18 protein-coding genes are annotated in these 21,361 nt (G+C 44.8%); 16 read left to right on the forward strand and 2 right to left on the reverse strand.

All coding sequences use genetic code 11. The features are described 5' to 3' along the window. Positions 1-56 precede the first annotated feature (56 nt). The 4 genes from ACZ49W_RS03830 (at position 57) to ACZ49W_RS03845 (ending at position 3,371) form a co-directional block, all read left to right on the forward strand. On the forward strand, positions 57-1,160 hold the full coding sequence (locus ACZ49W_RS03830) for an alpha/beta hydrolase (protein ID WP_464814009.1): 1,104 nt from the start codon (positions 57-59) through the stop codon (positions 1,158-1,160). Positions 1,161-1,225: 65 nt separating this feature from the next. After that, entirely contained in the window at positions 1,226-2,137 is a 912-nt protein-coding gene (locus tag ACZ49W_RS03835; RefSeq protein ID WP_464814010.1) for an alpha/beta fold hydrolase, read from the forward strand. A gap of 87 nt (positions 2,138-2,224) precedes the next feature. Continuing rightward, on the forward strand, positions 2,225-2,824 hold the full coding sequence (locus ACZ49W_RS03840; RefSeq protein WP_464814011.1) for a recombinase family protein: 600 nt from the start codon (positions 2,225-2,227) through the stop codon (positions 2,822-2,824). Between the two features lie 91 nt (positions 2,825-2,915). Continuing rightward, positions 2,916-3,371 carry a flavodoxin family protein gene (locus ACZ49W_RS03845; RefSeq protein ID WP_464814012.1) on the forward strand — a complete coding sequence of 152 codons (456 nt, stop codon included), beginning with the start codon at positions 2,916-2,918 and terminating at the stop codon, positions 3,369-3,371. Here the strand turns inward: ACZ49W_RS03845 and ACZ49W_RS03850 are convergent. Then, a complete protein-coding gene (locus tag ACZ49W_RS03850) occupies positions 3,368-4,198 on the reverse strand; it encodes a LysR family transcriptional regulator (protein ID WP_464814013.1) in 831 nt (276 codons plus the stop codon). The genes ACZ49W_RS03845 and ACZ49W_RS03850 overlap by 4 nt on opposite strands. Before the next feature lie 147 nt (positions 4,199-4,345). Between ACZ49W_RS03850 and ylqF the strand changes: the two genes are divergently transcribed. Together ylqF and ACZ49W_RS03860 are read left to right on the forward strand one after the other, a co-directional pair. Then, on the forward strand, positions 4,346-5,200 hold the full coding sequence (gene ylqF / locus ACZ49W_RS03855) for a ribosome biogenesis GTPase YlqF (protein ID WP_464814014.1): 855 nt from the start codon (positions 4,346-4,348) through the stop codon (positions 5,198-5,200). Next, the gene (locus tag ACZ49W_RS03860; protein ID WP_464814015.1) at positions 5,187-5,963 is read left to right on the forward strand and encodes a ribonuclease HII; all 777 of its coding nucleotides are present in this window, start codon (positions 5,187-5,189) and stop codon (positions 5,961-5,963) included. Before ylqF ends, ACZ49W_RS03860 begins: the two co-directional genes overlap by 14 nt. A 55-nt stretch (positions 5,964-6,018) precedes the next feature. On the opposite strand, the gene spxB is transcribed toward ACZ49W_RS03860, so the two are convergent. Next, positions 6,019-7,797 carry a pyruvate oxidase gene (gene spxB, locus ACZ49W_RS03865; protein WP_464814016.1) on the reverse strand — a complete coding sequence of 593 codons (1,779 nt, stop codon included), beginning with the start codon at positions 7,795-7,797 and terminating at the stop codon, positions 6,019-6,021. Positions 7,798-8,031: 234 nt separating this feature from the next. On the opposite strand from spxB, the gene ACZ49W_RS03870 reads away from it, so the two are divergent. The 10 genes from ACZ49W_RS03870 to secA2 all read left to right on the forward strand — a co-directional run bounded on the left by ACZ49W_RS03870 (position 8,032) and on the right by secA2 (position 21,353). Continuing rightward, positions 8,032-8,223, forward strand: coding sequence for a hypothetical protein (locus tag ACZ49W_RS03870; RefSeq protein WP_464814017.1), 192 nt, complete (start codon positions 8,032-8,034; stop codon positions 8,221-8,223). 79 nt (positions 8,224-8,302) lie between these two features. Further along, the gene (gene dprA / locus ACZ49W_RS03875; RefSeq protein ID WP_464814018.1) at positions 8,303-9,145 is read left to right on the forward strand and encodes a DNA-processing protein DprA; all 843 of its coding nucleotides are present in this window, start codon (positions 8,303-8,305) and stop codon (positions 9,143-9,145) included. 104 nt (positions 9,146-9,249) lie between these two features. After that, positions 9,250-11,364 carry a type I DNA topoisomerase gene (gene topA, locus ACZ49W_RS03880; protein WP_464814019.1) on the forward strand — a complete coding sequence of 705 codons (2,115 nt, stop codon included), beginning with the start codon at positions 9,250-9,252 and terminating at the stop codon, positions 11,362-11,364. A gap of 180 nt (positions 11,365-11,544) precedes the next feature. Continuing rightward, complete coding sequence (locus ACZ49W_RS03885; RefSeq protein WP_464814020.1) at positions 11,545-13,380, forward strand: thiol-activated cytolysin family protein; 1,836 nt, start codon at positions 11,545-11,547, stop codon at positions 13,378-13,380. A 196-nt stretch (positions 13,381-13,576) separates the two neighbouring features. Beyond that, entirely contained in the window at positions 13,577-13,756 is a 180-nt protein-coding gene (locus ACZ49W_RS03890) for a hypothetical protein (protein ID WP_464814021.1), read from the forward strand. Between the two features lie 19 nt (positions 13,757-13,775). Beyond that, positions 13,776-14,990 (forward strand): accessory Sec system protein translocase subunit SecY2, encoded by a 1,215-nt coding sequence (secY2, locus tag ACZ49W_RS03895; protein WP_464814023.1) that lies wholly within the window; start codon positions 13,776-13,778, stop codon positions 14,988-14,990. Positions 14,991-15,002: 12 nt separating this feature from the next. Then, positions 15,003-16,565 (forward strand): accessory Sec system protein Asp1, encoded by a 1,563-nt coding sequence (gene asp1 / locus ACZ49W_RS03900; protein ID WP_464814024.1) that lies wholly within the window; start codon positions 15,003-15,005, stop codon positions 16,563-16,565. Continuing rightward, positions 16,555-18,120 carry an accessory Sec system protein Asp2 gene (gene asp2 / locus ACZ49W_RS03905; RefSeq protein WP_464814025.1) on the forward strand — a complete coding sequence of 522 codons (1,566 nt, stop codon included), beginning with the start codon at positions 16,555-16,557 and terminating at the stop codon, positions 18,118-18,120. Before asp1 ends, asp2 begins: the two co-directional genes overlap by 11 nt. Then, entirely contained in the window at positions 18,117-18,956 is an 840-nt protein-coding gene (gene asp3, locus ACZ49W_RS03910) for an accessory Sec system protein Asp3 (protein ID WP_464814026.1), read from the forward strand. The genes asp2 and asp3 overlap by 4 nt, the downstream gene beginning before the upstream one ends. 12 nt (positions 18,957-18,968) lie before the next feature. Beyond that, positions 18,969-21,353, forward strand: coding sequence for an accessory Sec system translocase SecA2 (gene secA2 / locus ACZ49W_RS03915; RefSeq protein ID WP_464814027.1), 2,385 nt, complete (start codon positions 18,969-18,971; stop codon positions 21,351-21,353). Positions 21,354-21,361 lie beyond the last annotated feature (8 nt).

The following is a 21,361-nucleotide window of genomic DNA, read 5'->3' on the forward strand; positions in this document are numbered from 1 at the left end:
AATCCCTTATACTAGAACATGTCCAACAGCGACAAAAGCAAAAAGGAGATGTTAACATGAATACAAAAATCAAACTCGTCACTACCGCAGCGATTGCCAGCATTTTACTGGCTGCTTGCTCAACGACCAATAGTAATAACTCAAGTAAGGCCGCAACCTCCTCTGATAGTAAGGTCATTCGCCTAGCGGATCAAGGGATTTTCTCAGCTGGAGGTGAGGTCAAGACTTCACCAGGTACCTTTAACCCAAGTGATCAATGGGAGGAGTCAGGTGCTGGTCAGACCTCTCACGTGGATCATGCCAATGTTTTGTTCCAAATTCCTGAAAAGGATAGTGAGTTACCAATGGTCTTTCTCCACGGCTATGGTCAATCTCGGATGGGTTGGCAGACGACACCAGATGGGCGTGATGGTTGGTCAGATTACTTCCTCAAACAAGGGCATAGCGTTTACTTGGTCGATCAACCACGGCGTGGGGAAGCTGGTCAGACCTCGGTTGCTGGTGACATTAGCACCAAGACCCTCGACCAACGCTGGTACACCCAGTTCCGGATTGGGCGCTGGGAAAATGGGCAATCAGAAGCCTATAAAGATTCCCAGTTTCCAAATGATGAGGAATCCCTTAACCAATTTTTCCGTCAGATGACACCAGATACTGGGATGAAATCAGATATGGGGGCGGACTATGACAATGAAGTGGTCGCAAAAGCCTTGGCTAAGACCATTGATGAGGTTTACAAACGCACAGGTAAAAAATCCATTGTCGTCACCCACTCACAAGGTGGTGCAGCAGGCTGGACAGCTGCTCGCTATACCGATCATATCGGGGCGATTGTGGCGATTGAGCCAGGAGGAGCGCCAACAGCTGATAGTGAAGAGTTTAAGGCAATCGCTAAGCAAAAGATTCCAGTGACCTTCTACTATGGTGACTATATCGATAATGGCGACAAGGACATCCCAGCAACTGCCATGTGGCAAGGTATGCGCCAAACGGCTTATGACTTTGTAGAAGCACTCAATAAGGAAAAGGGCAACAAGGGTGTCGTGGTCGATCTGCCAAAAGAAGGCATCAAAGGCAATACCCACTTTATCTTCCAAGATAAAAATAGCGACCAAGTGGCAGAGCATGTCGAAAAATGGCTCAAAGAAACAGTCAAATAGTCGGTTTTGACCTCTGATATGGTAAAATAAAGGGCAAAAGAAAAAAGGAGGCAGGTTTTGTGAGGATGAAAGGATTTGTAAAAGGGATCGTATTACTCGGCAGCCTGCTTTGTTTAGTTGCTTGTCAAGAAACTTCTCAAAGGACAGCTACAAGCAGTAGCCCCGCCTCATCTCAGACCTTAACGTCCAAAGAGCGCAGGTCTGTGCGTGACTTGGTCACAGAGAGCTACACGGTTAAGGGACAGCATGGCGATCTGGTCGGTGTTATCACCGCTCCTAAAGATTATCAAAATGAAAAACGTCCGTTGGTGGTCATTTCTCACGGGTTTAACAACACTTTGGAGATGTATGAAGACTATGCGGAACACTTAGCTAGGCTGGGCTATGTGGTTTATCGCTTTGACTATTACGGCGGGAGCACGCGCTCTAAAAGTGGCGGACAGGATATGCTTTCCATGTCTATCATGACGGAAAAAGACGACCTAGCGCGTGTTGTTTCTGCTCTTTCCAAGGAGGCTTTCGTTGATGAACAGGTGATTCACCTACTTGGAGCGAGTCAAGGGGGAGTGGTGGCAAGCCTCTATGCCGCAGACCACCCCAAAGAGGTCAAGCAGTTAGTTCTTCTTTTTCCCGCCTTTGTCCTCTTTGATGATGTTAGGGAAACCTATCAAAACCTTGGTGTCACAAATAAAGACGACATTCCAGAGGTCATCACTCATCGCAATGCGAGATTGGGCAAAATCTATCTCACCGATGCTCTAGATGTGGATTGGAAGCAAAAGCTCCGCCAAATCCAAGCCCAAACCCTCATCGTACACGGGACAGATGATGAGGTGGTGCCTTACACTTACGCCCAAGAAGCCAAGGACCTCATCCCATCTGCTCGCTTAGTGACAGTGGACGGCGGTGGGCACTGGTTGGACCAGCGCTTTAATGAGGTGGCTTTTCCAGCCATAGATGCCTTTCTAAAGCCTTAAAAGAAAGGCTGTGGATGACTTGACGGCAACCGTTGAGCCATCCTTCTTTTTATCATCTCCTATGGTTCAAGAGAAAGGAGAAGGACAATGAAGTATGGTTATGTGAGGGTCTCTTCTAGAGACCAAAATATTGATAGGCAGGTCACTGCCCTGCTAGCAGAAGGCTTAGACAAGCAGCGCATCTATATTGATAAGAAAAGTGGCAAGGATTTTGACCGACCAGCCTATAGACGGCTCATCAAGCGCTTAAAGAGAGGAGACCTTTTGGTGGTGACGTCTCTTGACCGCTTGGGGCGAAACTACGAGGATATCCTAACCGAATGGCAGTTTTTGTCCCACCAAAAGGAAATAGATATCCAAGTCTTGGACTTTCCCTTGTTAAATACCAAGGAGCGCCCGCATGGACTGACAGGGAAGTTTTTATCTGATTTGGTTCTGCAAATCTTGTCTTATGTCTCACATATCGAGCGCGGAAACATTCGCAAAAGACAAAGAGAAGGCATTCGTGCTGCCAAAGCCAAGGGCATCAAGTTTGGTCGTCCCAAAATCAAGAAACCTGCTCACTATCCCAACGTCAAGCACTTATGGGAACAAGGAGAGGTCTCCGTTTCAGAAGCAGCCCTAAAACTCGGCATTTCTGTTTCAACGTTTTTGCGCTGGACTAAGGAAGGCAGTTTAGGTCTTTAGTTGTCAAAAGGCGTGCGTTTAGAAAATCTTTCGTCGTGAAGAAAACGAAGGGCAGGACTGGGAAGTCTTGCCCTTTTTGAAAGGAAAAGAAATGCGTATTTTAGTGATTAACGGTAGTCCCAATCCTTGCGGCAATACCATGCGACTTGCCAAAGCTCTGCTAGAAGGGCAGGCCTATGAGGTATTACATCTGTGTGATTATAAGATTTATGGTTATGGTCAAACCTTTAGAGATAGCCAGTTTCATGAGGTCTTAGAGAGACTTCTCCTAGCGGATGTCGTGGTCATTGGCTCGCCTGTTTATTGGCATGGCATTAGTGGTTTGGTGCGAAATTTCCTTGATAACCAATACGGCATCATCGAAGACCAGCTGATGGGAAAGGAGCTTTATTTTATCTTCCAAGGGGCAGCGCCGACCAAGGAGGTTCTAGCCATGGGCGACTATACCATGACCCGCTACGCTAGTGTCTTTGGTATGACTTATCGGGGAATGGTGAGCGATCTTTCTGACATTAGGACTATAAAAAAACTAGGAAACTTGTCCTAGTTAGTTGTGAGTTGGGTCAGGATAGCGCGATTTTTCTTTAAAACCGAAAGGTAAAAGGTCTTGGTGGCGATGGCATCTGAAAAAGGAATGTGAATCCTTTGGTCATCGGTTTCTCTGGCTTGCTGGGTGATATTGGTGGAAAAGCTCGGTAAAGCCGAAGCGGAAATCAGTTCCTCAAAGGCTTCCCAGTCCTTTTGGACGATGAATTTGGTGTCGGTTAAGCCGTCCACCAAGGGTTGCCAGATGCCAAGGTCAGAGCGCAGTAGCATGGTGATGTTGGCCAAATCCGCTAGGGTCAGCTCTTCTTTTAAGGCATAGGGATGGGCAGGCGGAACAGCTAGATAGAGTTGTTCCTTAAAAAAGCCAGAAGACAGGACTTGATCATCAGTAACCTTTTGGTCTGTGACGATAAATTGGAGGCGTTGAGACAAAAGTGCCTCAACCAAGTCTTGATGGGATAGGAGTTCGAGTTTTAGAGTTTGGGGCAGTTTTTTATCAGCGAGACGGTTTTTCAGCTCCCACTCGACACCTGGGGCGCAAATGCCGCCAAAAAGGGTAGTGGCTTGGAGCGAAAAACGCTGGACATTTTCAAAAAACACCTGCTCATGGACCAGTAGCTTCCTTGCTTCTTTAACAGTGTATTTTCCTGTTTCTGTGAGGGAAATCTTATTTTTCTTGCGAAGAAAGAGCTGCACACCTAGCTCATCTTCGAGGGTTTTCATGTTACGGGTCAGGGACGGTTGAGATAAAAGTAAGGTCTCGGCTGCTTTTGAGAGCGTGCCTTCTTCCTCAAAGGCGATGAGCTGTTCGAGATATTGGAGGTTCATGGCTGTCCTTTCTTAATGACTATTTAAGATTTGAATACTAACTGATTATTGTTATTGTACTATTTTTCCCTGGGTTTGTACATTTAAAACAAGAGAGAACCGATTTATGATATAATAAAAGAACCGAGAAAACGAGGAGGAGAAAAGATGTCAACCATTCAATGGTTTCCAGGTCACATGTCAAAAGCCAGACGACAGGTGCAAGAACAGTTGAAATTCGTGGATTTTGTGACCATTTTAGTGGATGCAAGGATTCCATTTTCCAGTCAAAATCCCATGTTAACCAAGATTGTAGGGGACAAGCCCAAATTGGTGTTGCTCAACAAGTCTGACCTCGCAGATCCCAAACTCACCGCAGAATGGGCAGCGCATTTTAGAAAAGAGGGCATGGAAGCTCTGGTCATCAACTCAAAAGAGCAGGCAACGGTCAAAAAAGTGACCGACGCCGCCAAACACTTGATGAAAGAGCGACTTGAGCGCTTGAGGCAAAGAGGGATTCAAAAAGAAACCCTGCGAACCATGATTATCGGTATTCCTAACGTCGGCAAGTCCACGCTGATGAACCGCTTGGCTGGAAAGAAAATCGCTGTCGTGGGTAATAAACCGGGTGTAACCAAGGGACAGCAGTGGCTCAAGTCCAACAAGGATTTGGAAATCCTAGACACCCCAGGGATTTTGTGGCCCAAGTTTGAGGATCGTGAAGTCGGGCTCAAATTAGCCCTGACGGGTGCGATTAAGGACACGGTCCTTCCCCTAGATGATGTCACGATTTTTGGATTGGATTATTTTAAAACCTACTATCCAGAGCGTTTGACCAAGCGTTTTCCTTCCATTGATTTAGAGGCAGAAACACCTGAGATCATCATGGATTTGACCAGAAAATTGGGCTTTAAAGAAGAGTATGACCGCTTTTATCAGCTCTTTATCAAAGAGGTAAGAGATGGTAAGCTAGGCACCTATACGCTAGATCGCTTGAAAGAGGAAGCAGATGGCGACCATTAAGGAAATCGAACAAGAGTTAGCGACAATCACTAGCCTAGACGATGAGAGCTGGGGTGTGTTTGAACAGGACGCTAGAAAAGGTGTCCAAACCGCTATCCAAAAGCGTAAACGCGCCCTATTAAAGGAAAAAGAAGAAGCGGCTCGTCTAGAAAAGATGCTGCGCTATGAACGGGCTTTTTGGAAAGAAGGCGCTAACTGGGTTGCTGGGATTGATGAGGTCGGCAGAGGCCCGCTAGCGGGTCCTGTGGTGGCAGCCTGTGTCTTACTTCCCAAGGAAACGGTGATTGCTGGTCTTGACGATAGTAAAAAAATTCCTAAAAGCAAGCACCAAGCCCTCTATCAGACCATCCAAGAAAAGGCTCTCGCCATCGGAGTAGGGGTAGCTGATGTGGAGGAAATCGACCAGTTAAATATCTATCAAGCCACTAAGCTTGCCATGAAACGGGCAGTCCAAGCCATCAAGCAGCAGGGTCACACTCTAGATCACCTCTTGATTGATGCCATGGAGTTGGATCTTGCCATCCCACAAACCGCCATCATCAAGGGCGATGCCAATTCGCTCTCTATCGCCGCGGCCTCTATCGTGGCTAAGGTGACAAGAGATCAGATGATGGCAGATTATGCCAAGACCTATCCCCATTATGGTTTTCTGCAAAATGCAGGTTACGGCACCAAGGAACACCTAGAGGGGCTCAAAAAATATGGCGTCACCCCCATTCACCGTAGGAGTTTTGAACCCATTAAGTCTATGGTGGAGTCCTAATCTTTCACGCAAAAACCCCAGACTTTAAATCTGGGGTTCATTTTTATATGAGCGCTTATTTCACTGCGCGTGATTCGAGTCCTTCTTCTTCAAGGAAGAGGCGGAATGGCACCAATTCTTCAGCTTCATATTTTTCTTTGAAGGCTTTGATGGCTTCTTCAGAGTGTTGTTTTGGATCAAGTTCTAAAACTTCAACTGGGATTGGACGGTCTTGAGTGATGCGTGCATCAATGACAACAGTCTTACCAGCCTTGTTGAGTTCAACAGCTTCTTTCATGACCTTATCGATGTCTTCGATGCGATCAACTGTAAAGCCGATAGCACCTTGTGCTTCACCGATTTTGGCATAGTCAGCATTGACAAAATCAACTCCGAAGAGGTGTTTGTTAGTGTCTTCGTATTTGTCTTTGATGAAACCATATTCAGCGTTAGAAAAGACTACGTTAATAACAGGAAGATCGTAGTAAACGTTTGTGATGACATCAGGGTAGCACATGTTGAAGGCGCCATCTCCCATGAGGTTCCACACTTGGCGATCTGGGTTGTCTTTCTTGGCTGCGATACCACCAGGAAGAGCAATTCCCATGGTTGCAAAGAGTGGAGAAGTCCGCCACATGTTCTTAGGTGTCATATGCAAGTGACGAATAGAGGTAAGGGTTGTGTTACCGACATCAATAGAGTAGATAGCATCTTCGTCTGCGTATTTGTTGATGGCATTGTAAACTTGGTACAATTGAAGTGGGCCTTCTTCTTTGTTTTCAAGTTTAGCCATGTAATCACGCCAGTTTTGGTTGTTTTTAAGGGTAGCACGCCACCAAGCGCTGTCTTCCACTGGGTTAACTTTTTCAAGGATAGCCTCAGTTGCTTCTTTAACATCACCAAGGATAGAAGCATCAAGTGGATGACGTTTACCAAGTTTGAATGGATCGATATCCACTTGGATGAATTTGTCTGTATTTTTGAAGGCTTGGTAAGCTTCAGCAAATGGGAAGTTTGATCCAAGGAAGAGAATGGTGTCTGCTTCAAAGACCACTTCGTTAGCTGGTTTCCAACCAACACGGTAAGCAGAACCAGTCAAGCCTTCGTAGTCCCACTCAAAGGCTTCAAAGTTTTTACCAGTTGTGATGATTGGCGCTTTGATCTTCTTAGAGAGTTCAGTGATGACATCTCCAGCTTTTACCCCACCAAAACCAGCGTAGATAACAGGACGTTTCGCATTGTTAAGGATTTCAACAGCCTTATCAATTTCCACTTCGTTAAGACGTGGTGCAACGAATGTACGGTCGTAAGTTCCAGAACCGTAGTAAGAATCTGCTGGAATTTGTTCAAAACCAAAGTTAACAGGGATTTCAACAACAGCAGGTCCTTTTCTTGCAATAGCTGTACGGCAAGCTTCGTCGATAACTTTTGGCAATTGTTCAGCTGTTGCCACGCGTTTGTTGTAAACAGCAATACCGTTATACATTGGGTTTTGGTTAAGCTCTTGGAAAGCGTCGTAGTTAAGCTCGTTAACTGGACGAGAACCAAGGATAGCAAGCATTGGTGTCGCATCCATAGCCGCATCGTAGATACCGTTAATCAAGTGAGTGGCACCAGGTCCACCAGAACCCACACAGACACCAAGGTTTCCACCAAATTTAGCTTGCATAACCGCAGCAAGGGCACCTGTTTCTTCGTGGCGCACTTGCAAGAAGCGGATGTCGTCATCTTCAGCTAAGGCATCCATCACACCACTAAGCGTTCCAGAAGGAATCCCATAAATGGTTTCAACGCCCCAAGTCTTTAAGACGTTGAGCATGGCAGCCGCAGCTGAAATGGTTTTTGTATCAGACATAACAATACCTCCAAAAAATATTAGGCAGACTATAAATCAAGGTCTGTCTCTTATTGTTACTTTCTAATGATAATATAAAGTGTATTCGTTTTCAAGTATTTTGCTCGGAACTTTCACATCCTTCGAAAAAGTCTTGTTTTTGTGAAAGACAGCACAAAATAGAAAGATTCTGTTTATAGTTGACAAAGGCAATGTTTTCCGTCATAATGAAAATATTAAGAAAAGGAGGACAAGATGATGGACATCTTAAAAGATCTTAAAGACGGAGCTAAGGACGTTTTAGACAAGTCAAAAGACATGGCAGAATCAGCAGTTCACACAGCTAAAGACGGTGCAGAAGACCTCAAAAATGCTGTAGTTGAAGGTTCTGAAAAAGTCGCTGATAAGGCCAAAGATTTGGTTGATGACATCAAAGACAAGTTCTAATGAGGAAAAGATCGAGGCTTCTCGGTCTTTTTTATTGTTCACGTTAGCTTCTACGAATAAAAAGATAGGAGGTTTTCGTATGAACAATTTTGAATTATATAAGTTAAAAAAAGCAGGTCTAACCAATCTCGGTATCAATCGTATCTTAGCCTATCAAGAGCAGACTGAAAAATCCTTGTCTCTTCGGGATATGGCGGTGGTTTCCAACTGCAAAAGTCCCAGTCTTTTTATGGAGCGCTACCGTGCTCTTGACATTCCTCAGCTAAAACAGGAGTTTCAAACATTTCCCAGCTTTTCGATTTTAGATGATTGTTATCCTTTTGATTTGAAGCAAATCTATGACCCGCCTGTTCTTCTTTTTTACCAAGGAGACCTCAGTCTCTTACAGGAATTTAAACTCGGCATCGTTGGCTCTAGGAATTGTTCGGAAGTGGGCGTGTGTTCGGTGAAAAAATTGGTTCAAGATTTGAGCAATCGCTATGTCATTGTCAGTGGATTAGCCAGAGGCATCGATACAGCTTCCCACGCAGCTAGTCTTAAAAATGGTGGTAAGACCATCGCGGTTATCGGAACAGGTCTAGATGTGGTTTATCTCAAAGAAAATGCGCCACTTCAGGACTATATCGCCAAACATCACTTGATTTTAACCGAATACGGGCCAAAAGAGCAGCCGTTAGCCTACCATTTTCCTGCTAGAAATCGGATTATTGCAGGTTTGGTTAGGGGAATTGTCGTTGTCGAAGCCAAACTTCGTTCAGGCAGTCTGATCACCTGCGAGCGAGCTATGGAAGAAGGCAGAGATGTCTTTGCCGTCCCAGGTAATATCCTAGATGGCAGATCCGCTGGCTGTCACAAACTCATCCAAGACGGGGCCAAGTGCACCATGTCTGCGCAGGATATTTTGGTGGAATATGCCCTGTAAAAGACAGCTTTTTTTCAGAGAAAGATAGTAAAGTCTTGACAGCCAATCAAAAGTGGGCTATTATACTAACAGTTTTGATTAAATTATAGAAGAAAGTGTATGTTATGGTAGCAACCGCAACAAAGACAACCAAAAGAAAAACCAGTAAGACCAAGACCAGCAAGAAAAATCTGGTCATTGTCGAGTCACCTGCTAAGGCCAAGACCATCGAAAAATATCTCGGTCGCAATTACAAGGTCTTAGCCAGTGTCGGTCATATCAGAGACTTGAAAAAGTCTAGCATGTCCATTGACTTTGACAATAATTATGAACCCGAATACATCAATATCAGAGGTAAAGGTCCTTTGATCAATGAACTCAAAAAAGAAGCGAAAAAATCCAAGCAAGTCTTTCTCGCCAGTGACCCGGATAGGGAGGGAGAGGCGATTTCTTGGCACCTTTCTCATATTTTAAATCTGGATTTGGATGACAAGAACCGTGTGGTCTTTAATGAAATCACCAAAGATGCGGTCAAACAAGCCTTTAAAGAACCTCGCCAGATCAATATGGACTTGGTGGATGCCCAGCAGGCTAGACGGGTTTTGGACCGGATTGTAGGGTATTCGATTTCCCCTCTTTTATGGAAGAAAGTCAAGCGCGGTCTCTCGGCTGGACGGGTGCAGTCCGTTGCCTTAAAGCTCATCATTGACCGTGAAAATGAAATTAAGTCCTTTAATCCAGAGGAATATTGGAGTATTGATGGTCTCTTTAAAAAAGGCAGAAAGCAGTTTAAGGCAAGTTTTTATGGCGTAGATGGCAAAAAACATCCGCTAAAAACACAAGAGGATGTGAAGGCTGTCCTCTCTAGGCTATATAGCGATGACTTTTTGGTGGAAAAAGTGGAGAAAAAAGAGCGCAAACGCCAAGCGCCTCTGCCTTATACCACCTCATCACTCCAGCAGGATGCGGCAAATAAGATTAACTTTAGAACCAGAAAAACCATGATGGTTGCCCAGCAGCTTTATGAGGGCATCAAGCTAGGGAGCAGCGGTCAGCAAGGGCTCATTACCTATATGCGGACGGACTCCACAAGGATTAGCCCTGTGGCGCAAGGCGAGGCGGCTCGCTTTATCACAGAGCGCTTTGGTGAAAGTTACTCCAAGCACGGTAATCGTGTCAAAAATGCCGCCAGTGCTCAGGATGCCCATGAAGCCATCCGTCCGTCTGATGTTCATCTGACCCCTGAGTCCATTGCCAAATACCTAGACAAGGATCAGCTCAAACTCTACACCCTCATTTGGACGCGTTTTGTGGCTAGTCAGATGACCGCAGCTATCTTTGATACCATGAAGGTATCCTTGACGCAAAACGGTGTTCTCTTTATCGCCAACGGCAGTCAGGTCAAGTTTAACGGTTATCTAGCAGTCTATAACGACTCAGATAAGAACAAGATGCTACCTGACATGGAAGAAGGAGAGCTAGTTAAAAAGGTGAACACCACACCAGAACAGCACTTCACTCAACCACCTGCCCGTTATTCCGAAGCGACGCTGATTAAAACCTTAGAAGAAAATGGGGTAGGACGCCCTTCAACCTATGCACCAACCCTTGATACCTTGCAAAAACGCTATTATGTTAAGCTCGCAGCCAAGCGTTTTGAGCCGACAGAACTAGGTGAAATTGTTAATCAGCTGATTGTTGAGTTTTTCCCAGACATTGTTAATGTTGCCTTCACAGCAGATATGGAAGGCAAACTCGATGAGATTGAAATCGGAAAAGAACAATGGCAAAAGGTTATCGACCAGTTTTACCATCCTTTCGAGAAGGACCTAGAAAAAGCGGAAACAGAGATTGAAAAAATCCAGATCAAGGATGAGCCGGCAGGCTTTCTCTGTGATGTCTGTGGTCATGAAATGGTCATCAAACTAGGGCGCTACGGCAAGTTTTACGCTTGTAGTAATTTCCCAGAGTGCCACAACACCAAGGCCATTACCAAGGAAATCGGTGTGACTTGTCCGCAATGTCACAAGGGTCAGGTCATCGAGCGAAAGAGCAAGAAAAACCGCTTGTTTTATGGCTGTGATCGCTTCCCAGACTGTGACTTCACCTCATGGGATATGCCAGTTGGACGCAATTGTCCTAAGAGTGGTGACTATCTGGTGGAGAAAAAAGGACGCGGCGGCAAGCAAGTCGTCTGCAGCAACAGTGAGTGTGACTACAAGGAAGAAAAAGTCAAATAGTCTTTCAAAGAGAATGAATGTTCATTCTCTTTTTTATTTTGATAATCGATAAAAGAAACAAAAAAAGAGCATTTTTTAAAACAAGACTAGAATTTTATAAAAAGTATGTTATAATTATTTGTAAGGGTTAACATATCCCTTAAACCGAATTATTTTTACCATTATTTAAGGAGAAAGGCTATGTCTTTGCAAAAACGCGATCGTTTTTCTATTCGTAAATTTACTGTTGGTACCAGTTCTGTCCTTTTAGGAAGTCTCCTTCTAACAGCTGGGGTTTTCTCTAGCCAAAAGGTAGAAGCAGATCAGATCAAGACCACCACGACCACCACCACGACCACCACAACAACGACCGACACGGTGACGCATATCAGCACCACCACAACAACGACTACGACGACCACCACAACAACGACCATCCCAGATGGCGTGAGTGAAGTAGCAACACCAGAAAGTCAACCTGAGAGTACACCTGCACTAGAAGCGACTCTTGAAGTACCAAAAACAGAAACCACCACACCAAGTGTCGCAGCACCAGTTACCCAACCCGTAGTTTCAGCTCCAGTAGTGACGGAACAACCAGAAGTTGCTGAGGTGATGTCTCCTGAAAAGCAAAAATTAAACGATTACTTGCTGGATATGACCTACAACGAGAATGAAATCTTGGCGCATCAAGGCGAAAAAATCAGTAATGTCTTTCCTAAAGAAACGAAAAAACGTCCGGGTGAGTTTATCGTGATTGAAAAAGAGAAGAAGAGCTTCTCAAATAGCACACCTGACATTTCTATCATCACGGCAAATGACAACCGTGTTTATCCAGGCGCTCTTTTAAAAGCGGATCAACGTCTTTTGGAAAACAATCCAAATCCGATCATCGTTCCAAGATCTGCTATCGGCGTGAGTGTGGATTTGCCCGGTCTAACCAATGGTCAGAGCCGTGCTGTGGTGAAAAATCCAAAAGCCAGCACCGTTAGAGATGCCATCAACGGGCTTGTTGCCAACTGGAACAACAACTATGCCGACACGCACAACGTGCCTGCTAAGATGCAGTACGATTCTGTCGATGCTCAAAGCATGCAACAATTAAAGGCTAAATTTGGTCTTGATTTTGAAAAGATTGCTGTTCCCCTAAAAATTGATTTTGGTGCGACTCACTCTGGCGAAAAACAAACCAAAGTCATCAACTTTAAGCAAATTTACTACACAGCTGACTTTGATTTGCCAGAAAATCCAGCCGACGTCTTTGGCGCAGGGGTGACACCAGAATACTTGGCACGTCGTGGGGTGACAGAAAAAACGCCGCCAGTTTATGTGTCCAGCGTGTCTTATGGCCGTTCTATGTATGTCAAGGTCGAAACCACTAGCAAGAGCGATCAATTTACCGCAGCTCTCACCGCAGCTATCCAAGGGGTTGGACTTTCTCCAAGCTCTGAGTACAGCAAAATCTTGAAAGAAACCAAGATTACTGCTGTGATTATCGGTGGAAATCCAAACGGGGCTGCCAAAGTGGTGAGCGGTGGCATCGAAAAACTTCAAGAATTGCTAGAAGAAGGTAGCCAATTTAACAAGAAAAACCCAGGGGTGCCAATTTCTTACCGCACAGCCTTCTTGAAGGACAACTCAACAGCGACGCTTCAAAATAGCACGGACTATGTTGAAACCAAGATTACTTCTTATAAGACCAGTGACCTTGTTATCCAACACCGCGGGGCTTATGTAGCGCGCTACAATATCGAGTGGGATGAAGTCAGCTACGATCAAGATGGCAATGAAATCCTAACGCATAAGACTTGGAAAGATAACGGAAAAGGACGTACCGCAGGCTTTAGCACCACCATTTCCTTTACCGGCAATGTCCGTAACCTCAACGTTAAAATCGAAGAAGCAACAGGTCTTGCATGGGAACCTTGGCGGACAGTCTATGAGAAGTTGGATATTCCGCTCACGCAAATCAGAACCATCAAACACATGGGAACGACCCTTCGTCCAAAATTCCTTGAAACAGTGAAAAACGCTTAATACAGTTGTTTAATGCAGTTAAAGAGAGCTTATGCTCTCTTTTTTTGCCATTTATTTTACATAATTTTATTTACGGAAATAATTGGAGAAAAGATAAAGGAAAAACTAAGGGAAAATGCAGGCTTACAGGGGAAAAGTTGCTGAATATTTGATATAATAAGGGATAGACTGTTTGAAAATGGAAAGAAGAGAACGTATGGCCAACCATGATTTGAAAAAAAGCATCCAAAGCCGTCTGGATCAAGAACGGCATCAAATCAGCACAAAGAAAGAAAAAGACCCCTTTCCTTTCTTTTCCCTCTTATTTGCCCTGATGATTGTGATCGGTTTGTTGGTCGGGGTATGGAGTGCGCTGAAAGGTTTTTTCCACTTTTAGAGAAAGATAGGGAACAAAAATGAGAAGATTTTTTTATAAGCATCGCTTGTTGTCAAAGTGTCTGGTATCTTTGGGGCTATTATCTGTTTTCTTGCTGGGGCGTTTGATTCCGCTGCCTCTGTTAGATACGAACGCCTTATTAAAGTCTGAGAATGCTTTTTTGCAGGCTTCTGGCTTGGTGACGAGCGGCAATCTCTCACAGGTGGGTTTGTTTTCTTTGGGGCTTGGACCTTGGATGTACGCCATGATTTTGTTGCGGGTCTTTGCCGCAGGTAGGAAACGCCGTCAAGAGTCAGAAGAAAAGCAAAGCAAACGTCAGTATCTTGTCATGATTGTGATTGCGGTACTACAAGCGCTCACCATAGCGCTCACCATAGCACCTTACTTGCTGTCTGGCTATGCTGTTGTCTTGGCTGTCGTGGTTTGGATAGCGATTTTAGTGGCAGGGGCATTTGTCTTGGCATTTTTAAGCCAAGTTAATAGCCGCTATGGCATCGGTGGCATGAGCCTTTTGATGCTTGCGAGCATTGTCGTTTCTCAGTTTGGTTTGCTATCTGGTTTGGTAGAATCCTTTGAGCCTAGAACACTGGGTTATGGGGTGTTTTCTGTGATTTGGCTTTGTTTGACGATTTATATGATGGTTGTTTTTGAGCGAGCGGAGTACCGTATTCCGATGAAACGGGTGTCCATTCACAATGATTTGGTCAAAGAAACTTATCTACCGATTAGGGTCAACCCCTCTAACGGTATGGCGATTATGTACGCTTATACTTTTTTGGCTTTGCCGCAGTATCTCTTATCCTTGTTTTCTTTCGTGCTCAGTCCTTCTCTTCTTGAGCGCTTTAGCCAGTTTTTTGCGACAACCAGTGCTAGCGGCATCTTGATTTATGGTGCCTTGATTTTGGGGCTATCCTATGCTTTTGCTTTTGTCAATGTGGATCCAACGAAAATTGCTCGTGAGTTTAGAAATTCTGGAGATTATATCATTGGCGTACGTTCAGGCAAGGAAACCAAAGCTTATGTGACCCGTTATGTTCGTTTCTTTGGCTTATTTAGTGGGGTAGTGACCAGCTTTTTCATGGTGGTGCCCATGTTTCTTGCTCTTTCAGATGATGCTTTAAAGCCTCTTGCCTCACTAGTGGGGATGTTGATGATGACAGCTGGCATGATGTTGATGATTAACGAGGAAATTCTCACCATGCAGTTGAAGAAAGAATACCGCTCGATTTTTTAGAAAGGAGGCGCTATGTTTTACTTTGTTCCAGCTTGGTATCCCAAAGAAAATCCTTGGGGAGATGTGACCGAGCCTTGGTATTACGGTGTTTCTCCGATTAAGTTTGATGACACCATTAACCACTTGCAGATGTTTCAGGCAGTGAAAGAAAATGTGGGCCTTTTGGTTTTAAATCACATGCCTCACCTGCGCTACTTCTTGCACCGTTATGGCTTGTTTGAGGTGGAGACGATCGCGATTTTTGACCAAATCCAAGGGATAGAAGAGACCAAGCCAAAGATTCTTGATTTTAGAGATTTTGATTGGGGGGAGAATATTGAGTTTGTTTACACACCCTTTTTGGTCCTTGTCTATCAAGACGGCAAAGAGCTAGCACACATTGATTTTGGAGAAGCCGCTCACTTGATGCGCATCATCTTTTTTAAGGATGGAGAAAAAGACTATGAATTGATGTTTGATGATAGAGGTTTTTTGTCTAGTGTGCTTTATTTTAAAGACAATAGTCCACATCATCAAGATTACCTCAATCAAGCTGGAAACTGGCGGATACGCGAGGATAAAAAGACGGGTCAGATAGAGGTCAATCCAGACTATCAAGTCTTTTTTCACCAAAGTAGCTATCCGAATATGGCAGCCTTGATTGAAGAAAAAGTAGCTGGATTTGCCCATAAACAGTTTCATCAAGAAACAGTCCTTATGCTAGCGAGTCACCCTGCTCACAACAGTCTCGTGACCAAGCACAAACATCAGGCAAAATTGATGATGTCCTTCTTTGGAGACCGCTTTCGTGTGGAAGAAAACGATGATTTTGCCTTATTGCAGACCGATTTGGTTTTGGTGGATAAAAAAAGCACCAAAGCTAACCTGCCCTACCAATCACTGGTTCCAGTCTTGCAGATTTCCCCTTTTGATACGCGTTTAAGTCTGGGAAAAAGTCAGCGTTTGAGAGAGTTATACCTGTATGTTTTGATTGATCAGCTGAGCGATGAGGTTTTGGATGAGGCTTTGGCGCAGATCGTGGAGGTGATGAGAAAGGATGCAAGGATTTATCTAAAATTGATTTCCTACCAAGATCCGTCAAGAAAAGCCCAGTTAGAAGAAAAAATGGAACAACACTTGTCTGTTTTTGAGGAGCCATTTTTGAGTGTGAAGGAAAAAACAGCAAAAGGTGTGAGTGAAAACCAAGGGGTTGATAACGATGACGAGGAAGAAGAATCACCCCCACAAAGGCGTGCGGTGCTGGAATTGCTGCCTAACGATCTTGCTATTATTAAGAGCCTCAGCGAAGCAAGGCTGATTATTGACCTATCGCAAGAGCCAGACCTTTATACTCAGATTGCAGGGCTGAGCGCAGGTGTTCCGCAGATTAACCTAGTAGCTTCTGACGCCGTCACGCATCTTGAAAATGGGTATGTCTTACAGGCTTCAAATCAGCTGACAGAAGCCCTGCATTACTATTTAGACGGGCTTAGAAATTGGAATACCTCTATGATGTATGCGGTGGATAAGATTTCAGATTATACCGATGGGCATTTGGTTGAAAAGATAAAGGAAGGAGTGGGCTATGGCTACTAAGACAGCAAAGGTCTTGCAGATAGGAAGCGCTAATCTAATGGATGGACGAGAAAGTTCAGAAAGCCTAGAGTGGTTCTTTATCCAACCAGAAGCTATTTCAGAATTTGTTGCGACCTTTCAAGCGCAAAAAGAAGCGGCAAAGGCAGCAAAGGAAAAATTTCAAGGGCTAGAAGCACTCCTTTTATCAGACACGACTTATCCAGAAACACTTCGTCTGCTTGAGCCTTTGATTGAGCCGCATCACGTTTTTGTGAGAACTGATTGGGATAAGAGAGATAAGGGCTTGTCGGGCTTTGTCGAGCGCACCTTTGCTCAAGCCATTAGGCTTGATGGTTCTTTAGATGTGGTGGCTCTCTTTTCAAAAATTTTATTTCCAAGCCTATTTGGTCAAAAGATTTATGTCAAGGAGTTCCTCCCAGCACCGTCTTTTAGAGGAAGCGCCCACTATATCGGCTCGGCTTATCTGGATCTTGAGATAGACGAGACTAGCGATTATCAGGTGATCGGAGCATTTGGTGAGTCGATTGCCTATGATCCGACCAAGGAGATGGAGCTTTGGCAGGAGTTTATCGCTGATGAAACGCTTGATCTCAAAATGAGGGTCAGACATGTCGTTTCAGCAACACTTTCAGATGTGTCGCAGGTCTGGGAATTTGAAGGCGACGCTCTCAAGAAACCCAGTATTGTCAACTCCAATCAAAAAGGCTATCTCCTTGTGACACTTCTTGCCAAGGGAAAGGGAAATCTCAAGGTCGGGCCCTTGCATTACCGCTGGAGTCGCCATGGATTTGGAGAGTTTGTTTTAGGTGGCAAGCGGATTGTTGATCAAGAGCGACGTGAAATTCCTTATTTCTTTCATCCGGGTGATTTCAAGCCGCCACTTTGTGTTTATTTTTCAGGGTATCGGACGGCAGATGGTTTTGAAGGATACGGCATGATGAAAGGTCTAGGAGCGCCCTTTCTTCTCATTTGCGACCCAGGTCTTGAGGGAGGGAGCTTTTATATGGGGACGAACGAGCTGGAAAAAGCCATTCCAAAGCTCATTAAAGACCACTTGGACCTCTTAGGCTTTACTAATAAAGACCTCATCCTCTCTGGCATGTCTATGGGAACTTATGGCGCTATGTATCACGGGATGGAACTAGACCCCTATGCCTTTGTCTTATCAAAGCCGCTTTTTCACTTGGGGAGCATGGCCTTGTTAGAAAAGCGGGTCAGACCCAATGGTTTTCCAACTTCGCTAGACTTGCTCCTAACCATGGAGGGGGCAGTTGGTTTGTCGCAAGCTAAGACCTTAGATGAGAGATTTTGGCAAAAATGTCAAGATGCCTCTTATCACGGCACTAAATTCTACATTGCTTATATGAAAAATGATGACTACGATAGCAAGGCCTTTTCACAGTTGATGACAACCTTGAGCGGCAAGGACGTGCAGATTATTGGGCGGTCTTGGACAGGACGGCATACAGACGGGTCGCACTTTACCATCCCTTGGTTTTTAAATCAGTATAAACAGCTGCTAAAACTTGGCTTTAACCGTAAGGAGAACACATGAGATACGCCATTACTTGGACTGGATATGGAAAAGACACTTATTTGTATGGCAGTCGCTTGACCTTTGAAGAAGGGCGTGCCCAGCTGGCAAATCCCTTGATCCCAGCAGGAAATGCGCTTTTTGAGTGGCGCTCTTTTGCCGATTACCAAGCGGAGAAAAAAGCTGCCCAGCTTCCCTTGTTAAAAAAAGGGCAGTCTTATCGGTTGATCTTAGAAGCAAGGATGTTGCCAGAAGAGAGCCTCTATCTGCGCATTGGTTTTTACAATGCCTTTCAAGAAGAAATCGGCTTTAGTGTCATCAAAGAAGGAAGCGGGCAGTTCACCTACCCCAAAGAAGCCCATGCTTACCAGATTTCGCTGATTAATGCCGGTTGTGAATTGCTGGATTTTCAGCACTTGCTATTAGAAGAAGTGCTTGAGCAAGAAGAATTAAAGAGTTTCAAGGTTTTATTTTTGAATGAGCGCTACGAGAAAGATTTGAAAACCAGTTCACTCAAGAATGAAAAAGGGGTTATGATCGTACAAGGAAAAGAACGAGATGACGCTTTTAGCGAGGATTTTATCAAAACACTTAAGGCGAGATACGACCGAGAACGAATGCCAGAAACCAGACTGTTTTTTATCGGGACAGGTGATCTAGAAAATCAAGCTGCCCTCTATGCTAGAAGCGCCCTAGCTGGAGGCGAGGTCTATCTGATGAAGGAAGAAGGAGATTTGGCAGAGGCAGGCAACCAGATTTATACATTTCAAGCCCCCGAAGAAACCAAGGCGCTCAAGCTTCTTGCGCCTATCCGCAATCCGATTGATTTGTTTTTACAGCAACCGCAACTCTGTTAGAAAGGGGAGAAAGTGAAGCATCATTATTTCTCACTCGATTATTATCGTTTAAAAAGGATTGGAAAAATCCTTGACAAAATCAACTCCCTAGCCCCTCAGATGCAGGCACTATCTGATGAGGAACTCCGTCAAAAAACCACGGTGTTTAAAGAGCGTCTGCAAAAAGGCGAGAGTCTAGACAGTCTTTTGCCTGAGGCTTTTGCGGTGGTGCGTGAGGTGGATAAGCGTGTTTTGGGGCAGTTCCCCTATGATGTGCAGGTGATTGGTGCCATTATTTTACATGAAGGTAACCTCGCTGAGATGAAAACAGGCGAAGGCAAGACCCTGACTGCCACTATGCCTCTTTACCTCAATGCCCTTACTGAAAAAAGCGTCTTTCTGGTGACAACGAGTAGTTACCTCGCCATTCGCGATGCCACAGAGATGGCGCCTGTCTATCAGTTTTTGGGGCTAAGCGTCGGTGTTGGTGTGGCAGAGGACGACAAGGAGCAGTTGAGTGCTAAGCAAAAAAAGCTCATCTATCAGCAAGATATCGTCTATACCACCAATTCAGCGCTTGGTTTTGACTATTTGATTGATAACCTCGCCATTTCAAAAGACACCAAATACATGCCAGAGCTCTACTATGCCATCGTTGATGAAGCGGATGCGGTTTTATTGGATATGGCGCAGACTCCTTTGGTCATCTCAGGCTCTCCTAGGTTGCAGTCCAATCTGCACACCTATGCCAATGATTTTATCCTGAGTTTAACAGAAGAAGAGGATTTCCACTACGATCAGGAAAGTCAAGAAATCTGGCTGACCCAAAAAGGAATCGATCAAGCCGAACGTTACTTTTCAGACCAGCAACTCTTTAGCGAAGACAATTTTGACTTGATTCGTCGTTTGGTTCTCTCGCTTCGTGCCCACTATCTTTTTGAAAAAGGAAAGGATTATGTGGTTGAAAAAGGAAAAGAAGGCTTAGAAATCAAGCTACTCGATAAGAGCAATGGGCGCATCTTAGAAGGAAATAAGCTCCAAGGCGGACAACACCAAGCCTTAGAAGCCAAAGAGGGTTGTAAAATCACAGACGAAAGTCGAGCAGTTGCCTCCATCACCTACCAAAATCTCTTTCTCATGTTTGAAAAACTTTCTGGCATGACAGGAACAGGAAAAGTCGCCGAGGATGAATTTGTGGAAGTCTATAATATGGAAGTCATCCAAGTTCCCACCCATAAGCCTATCCAGCGCATAGATTATCCCGATAAGATTTATACCACCCTACCAGAAAAGTTGCTGGCATCAATGCAGCTAGTCAAGGAAATCTATGCTAAAAAACAACCCATCCTTCTGGTGACAGGCTCTGTACGGATGTCGGAACTCTATTCGGAGCTCCTCCTTTTAGAAAAAATTCCCCATAACCTCCTCAACGCCCACCACGCTGCCAAAGAAGCAGAGATGATCGCAGAAGCAGGGCAGCTAGGCAGTGTCACGGTCGCAACCAACATGGCAGGAAGAGGGACAGACATCAAGTTAGGAGAGGGTGTTGAAGCCCTGGGAGGGCTAGCTGTCATTGGGACAGAACGCATGGAAAGTGAGCGCATCGACCTTCAGATGAGAGGACGCTCAGGCAGGCAAGGCGACCCTGGTTTTAGTCAATTCTTTGTCTCTTTAGAGGACGACCTTATCACCAAAAACGGTGACGAGTGGGCACAGGACTATTTCAAAAAGCATCAAAAAGAACGCGAAAACAAGTCCCCTAAAGCATTGACCCAAGCACGTTTTAGACGTTTGGTCAAAGCAGCGCAGGAAAAAAGTGACGGCATCGGTAAACGCCAGCGCTTAACCACCCTTGAATACGACGAGAGTGTCAAGGTGCAACGACAACTCGTCTATAACGAGAGAAATCAGCTGATTTTTGGTGGTCATGAGCAGTTAGATGCCTTGCAGTTGATTGGTGCTGAGATTGATGCCTTTATCGATAGCCAAACGGATTTGAATGAGTTTGTCGTGCGGCAGTTTATCTTTGAGAACCTCACTTATCATTTGGATTTCTTTCATGAATTGATTCCCTTGAGTAAGCACGCTTTACGAGAATTTTTGATGGAGCTTGCAAGTCATAATTTAGCAGCCAAGCAAGCCTTTCTGAAAGAAGACTATGATGACTTTGTGAGAGCAGCTTTGTTAAAAGCCATTGATGAGGCGTGGATTGAGGAAGTGGACTACCTCCAACAGTTGAGAACAGTGGTCGCAAGCAGGCAAACTGCCCAGCGCAACCCTTATTTTGAATACCACAAGGAAGCCTTGGCGGCTTATCAAGAGATGCGTAAGGAAGTCCACAGGCTCTTGGTGAGAAACCTCTTGCTTTCTGAGGTGAGCTACAATGAAAAAGATGAAGTGGAGATTTACTTTGCTTAATGGCTGAG

It is taken from the genome of Streptococcus sp. STR1/CE/0325, assembly GCF_055386095.1.

What these genes read in the sequence shown, in the direction of transcription:
- ACZ49W_RS03830 (WP_464814009.1), top strand. Translation starts at nt 57, where the DNA reads ATGAATACAAAAATCAAACTCGTCACTACCGCAGCGATTGCCAGCATT.
- ACZ49W_RS03835 (WP_464814010.1), top strand. Translation starts at nt 1,226, where the DNA reads ATGAAAGGATTTGTAAAAGGGATCGTATTACTCGGCAGCCTGCTTTGT.
- ACZ49W_RS03840 (WP_464814011.1), top strand. Translation starts at nt 2,225, where the DNA reads ATGAAGTATGGTTATGTGAGGGTCTCTTCTAGAGACCAAAATATTGAT.
- ACZ49W_RS03845 (WP_464814012.1), top strand. Translation starts at nt 2,916, where the DNA reads ATGCGTATTTTAGTGATTAACGGTAGTCCCAATCCTTGCGGCAATACC.
- ACZ49W_RS03850 (WP_464814013.1), bottom strand. Translation starts at nt 4,198, where the DNA reads ATGAACCTCCAATATCTCGAACAGCTCATCGCCTTTGAGGAAGAAGGC.
- ylqF (WP_464814014.1), top strand. Translation starts at nt 4,346, where the DNA reads ATGTCAACCATTCAATGGTTTCCAGGTCACATGTCAAAAGCCAGACGA.
- ACZ49W_RS03860 (WP_464814015.1), top strand. Translation starts at nt 5,187, where the DNA reads ATGGCGACCATTAAGGAAATCGAACAAGAGTTAGCGACAATCACTAGC.
- spxB (WP_464814016.1), bottom strand. Translation starts at nt 7,797, where the DNA reads ATGTCTGATACAAAAACCATTTCAGCTGCGGCTGCCATGCTCAACGTC.
- ACZ49W_RS03870 (WP_464814017.1), top strand. Translation starts at nt 8,032, where the DNA reads ATGATGGACATCTTAAAAGATCTTAAAGACGGAGCTAAGGACGTTTTA.
- dprA (WP_464814018.1), top strand. Translation starts at nt 8,303, where the DNA reads ATGAACAATTTTGAATTATATAAGTTAAAAAAAGCAGGTCTAACCAAT.
- topA (WP_464814019.1), top strand. Translation starts at nt 9,250, where the DNA reads ATGGTAGCAACCGCAACAAAGACAACCAAAAGAAAAACCAGTAAGACC.
- ACZ49W_RS03885 (WP_464814020.1), top strand. Translation starts at nt 11,545, where the DNA reads ATGTCTTTGCAAAAACGCGATCGTTTTTCTATTCGTAAATTTACTGTT.
- ACZ49W_RS03890 (WP_464814021.1), top strand. Translation starts at nt 13,577, where the DNA reads ATGGCCAACCATGATTTGAAAAAAAGCATCCAAAGCCGTCTGGATCAA.
- secY2 (WP_464814023.1), top strand. Translation starts at nt 13,776, where the DNA reads ATGAGAAGATTTTTTTATAAGCATCGCTTGTTGTCAAAGTGTCTGGTA.
- asp1 (WP_464814024.1), top strand. Translation starts at nt 15,003, where the DNA reads ATGTTTTACTTTGTTCCAGCTTGGTATCCCAAAGAAAATCCTTGGGGA.
- asp2 (WP_464814025.1), top strand. Translation starts at nt 16,555, where the DNA reads ATGGCTACTAAGACAGCAAAGGTCTTGCAGATAGGAAGCGCTAATCTA.
- asp3 (WP_464814026.1), top strand. Translation starts at nt 18,117, where the DNA reads ATGAGATACGCCATTACTTGGACTGGATATGGAAAAGACACTTATTTG.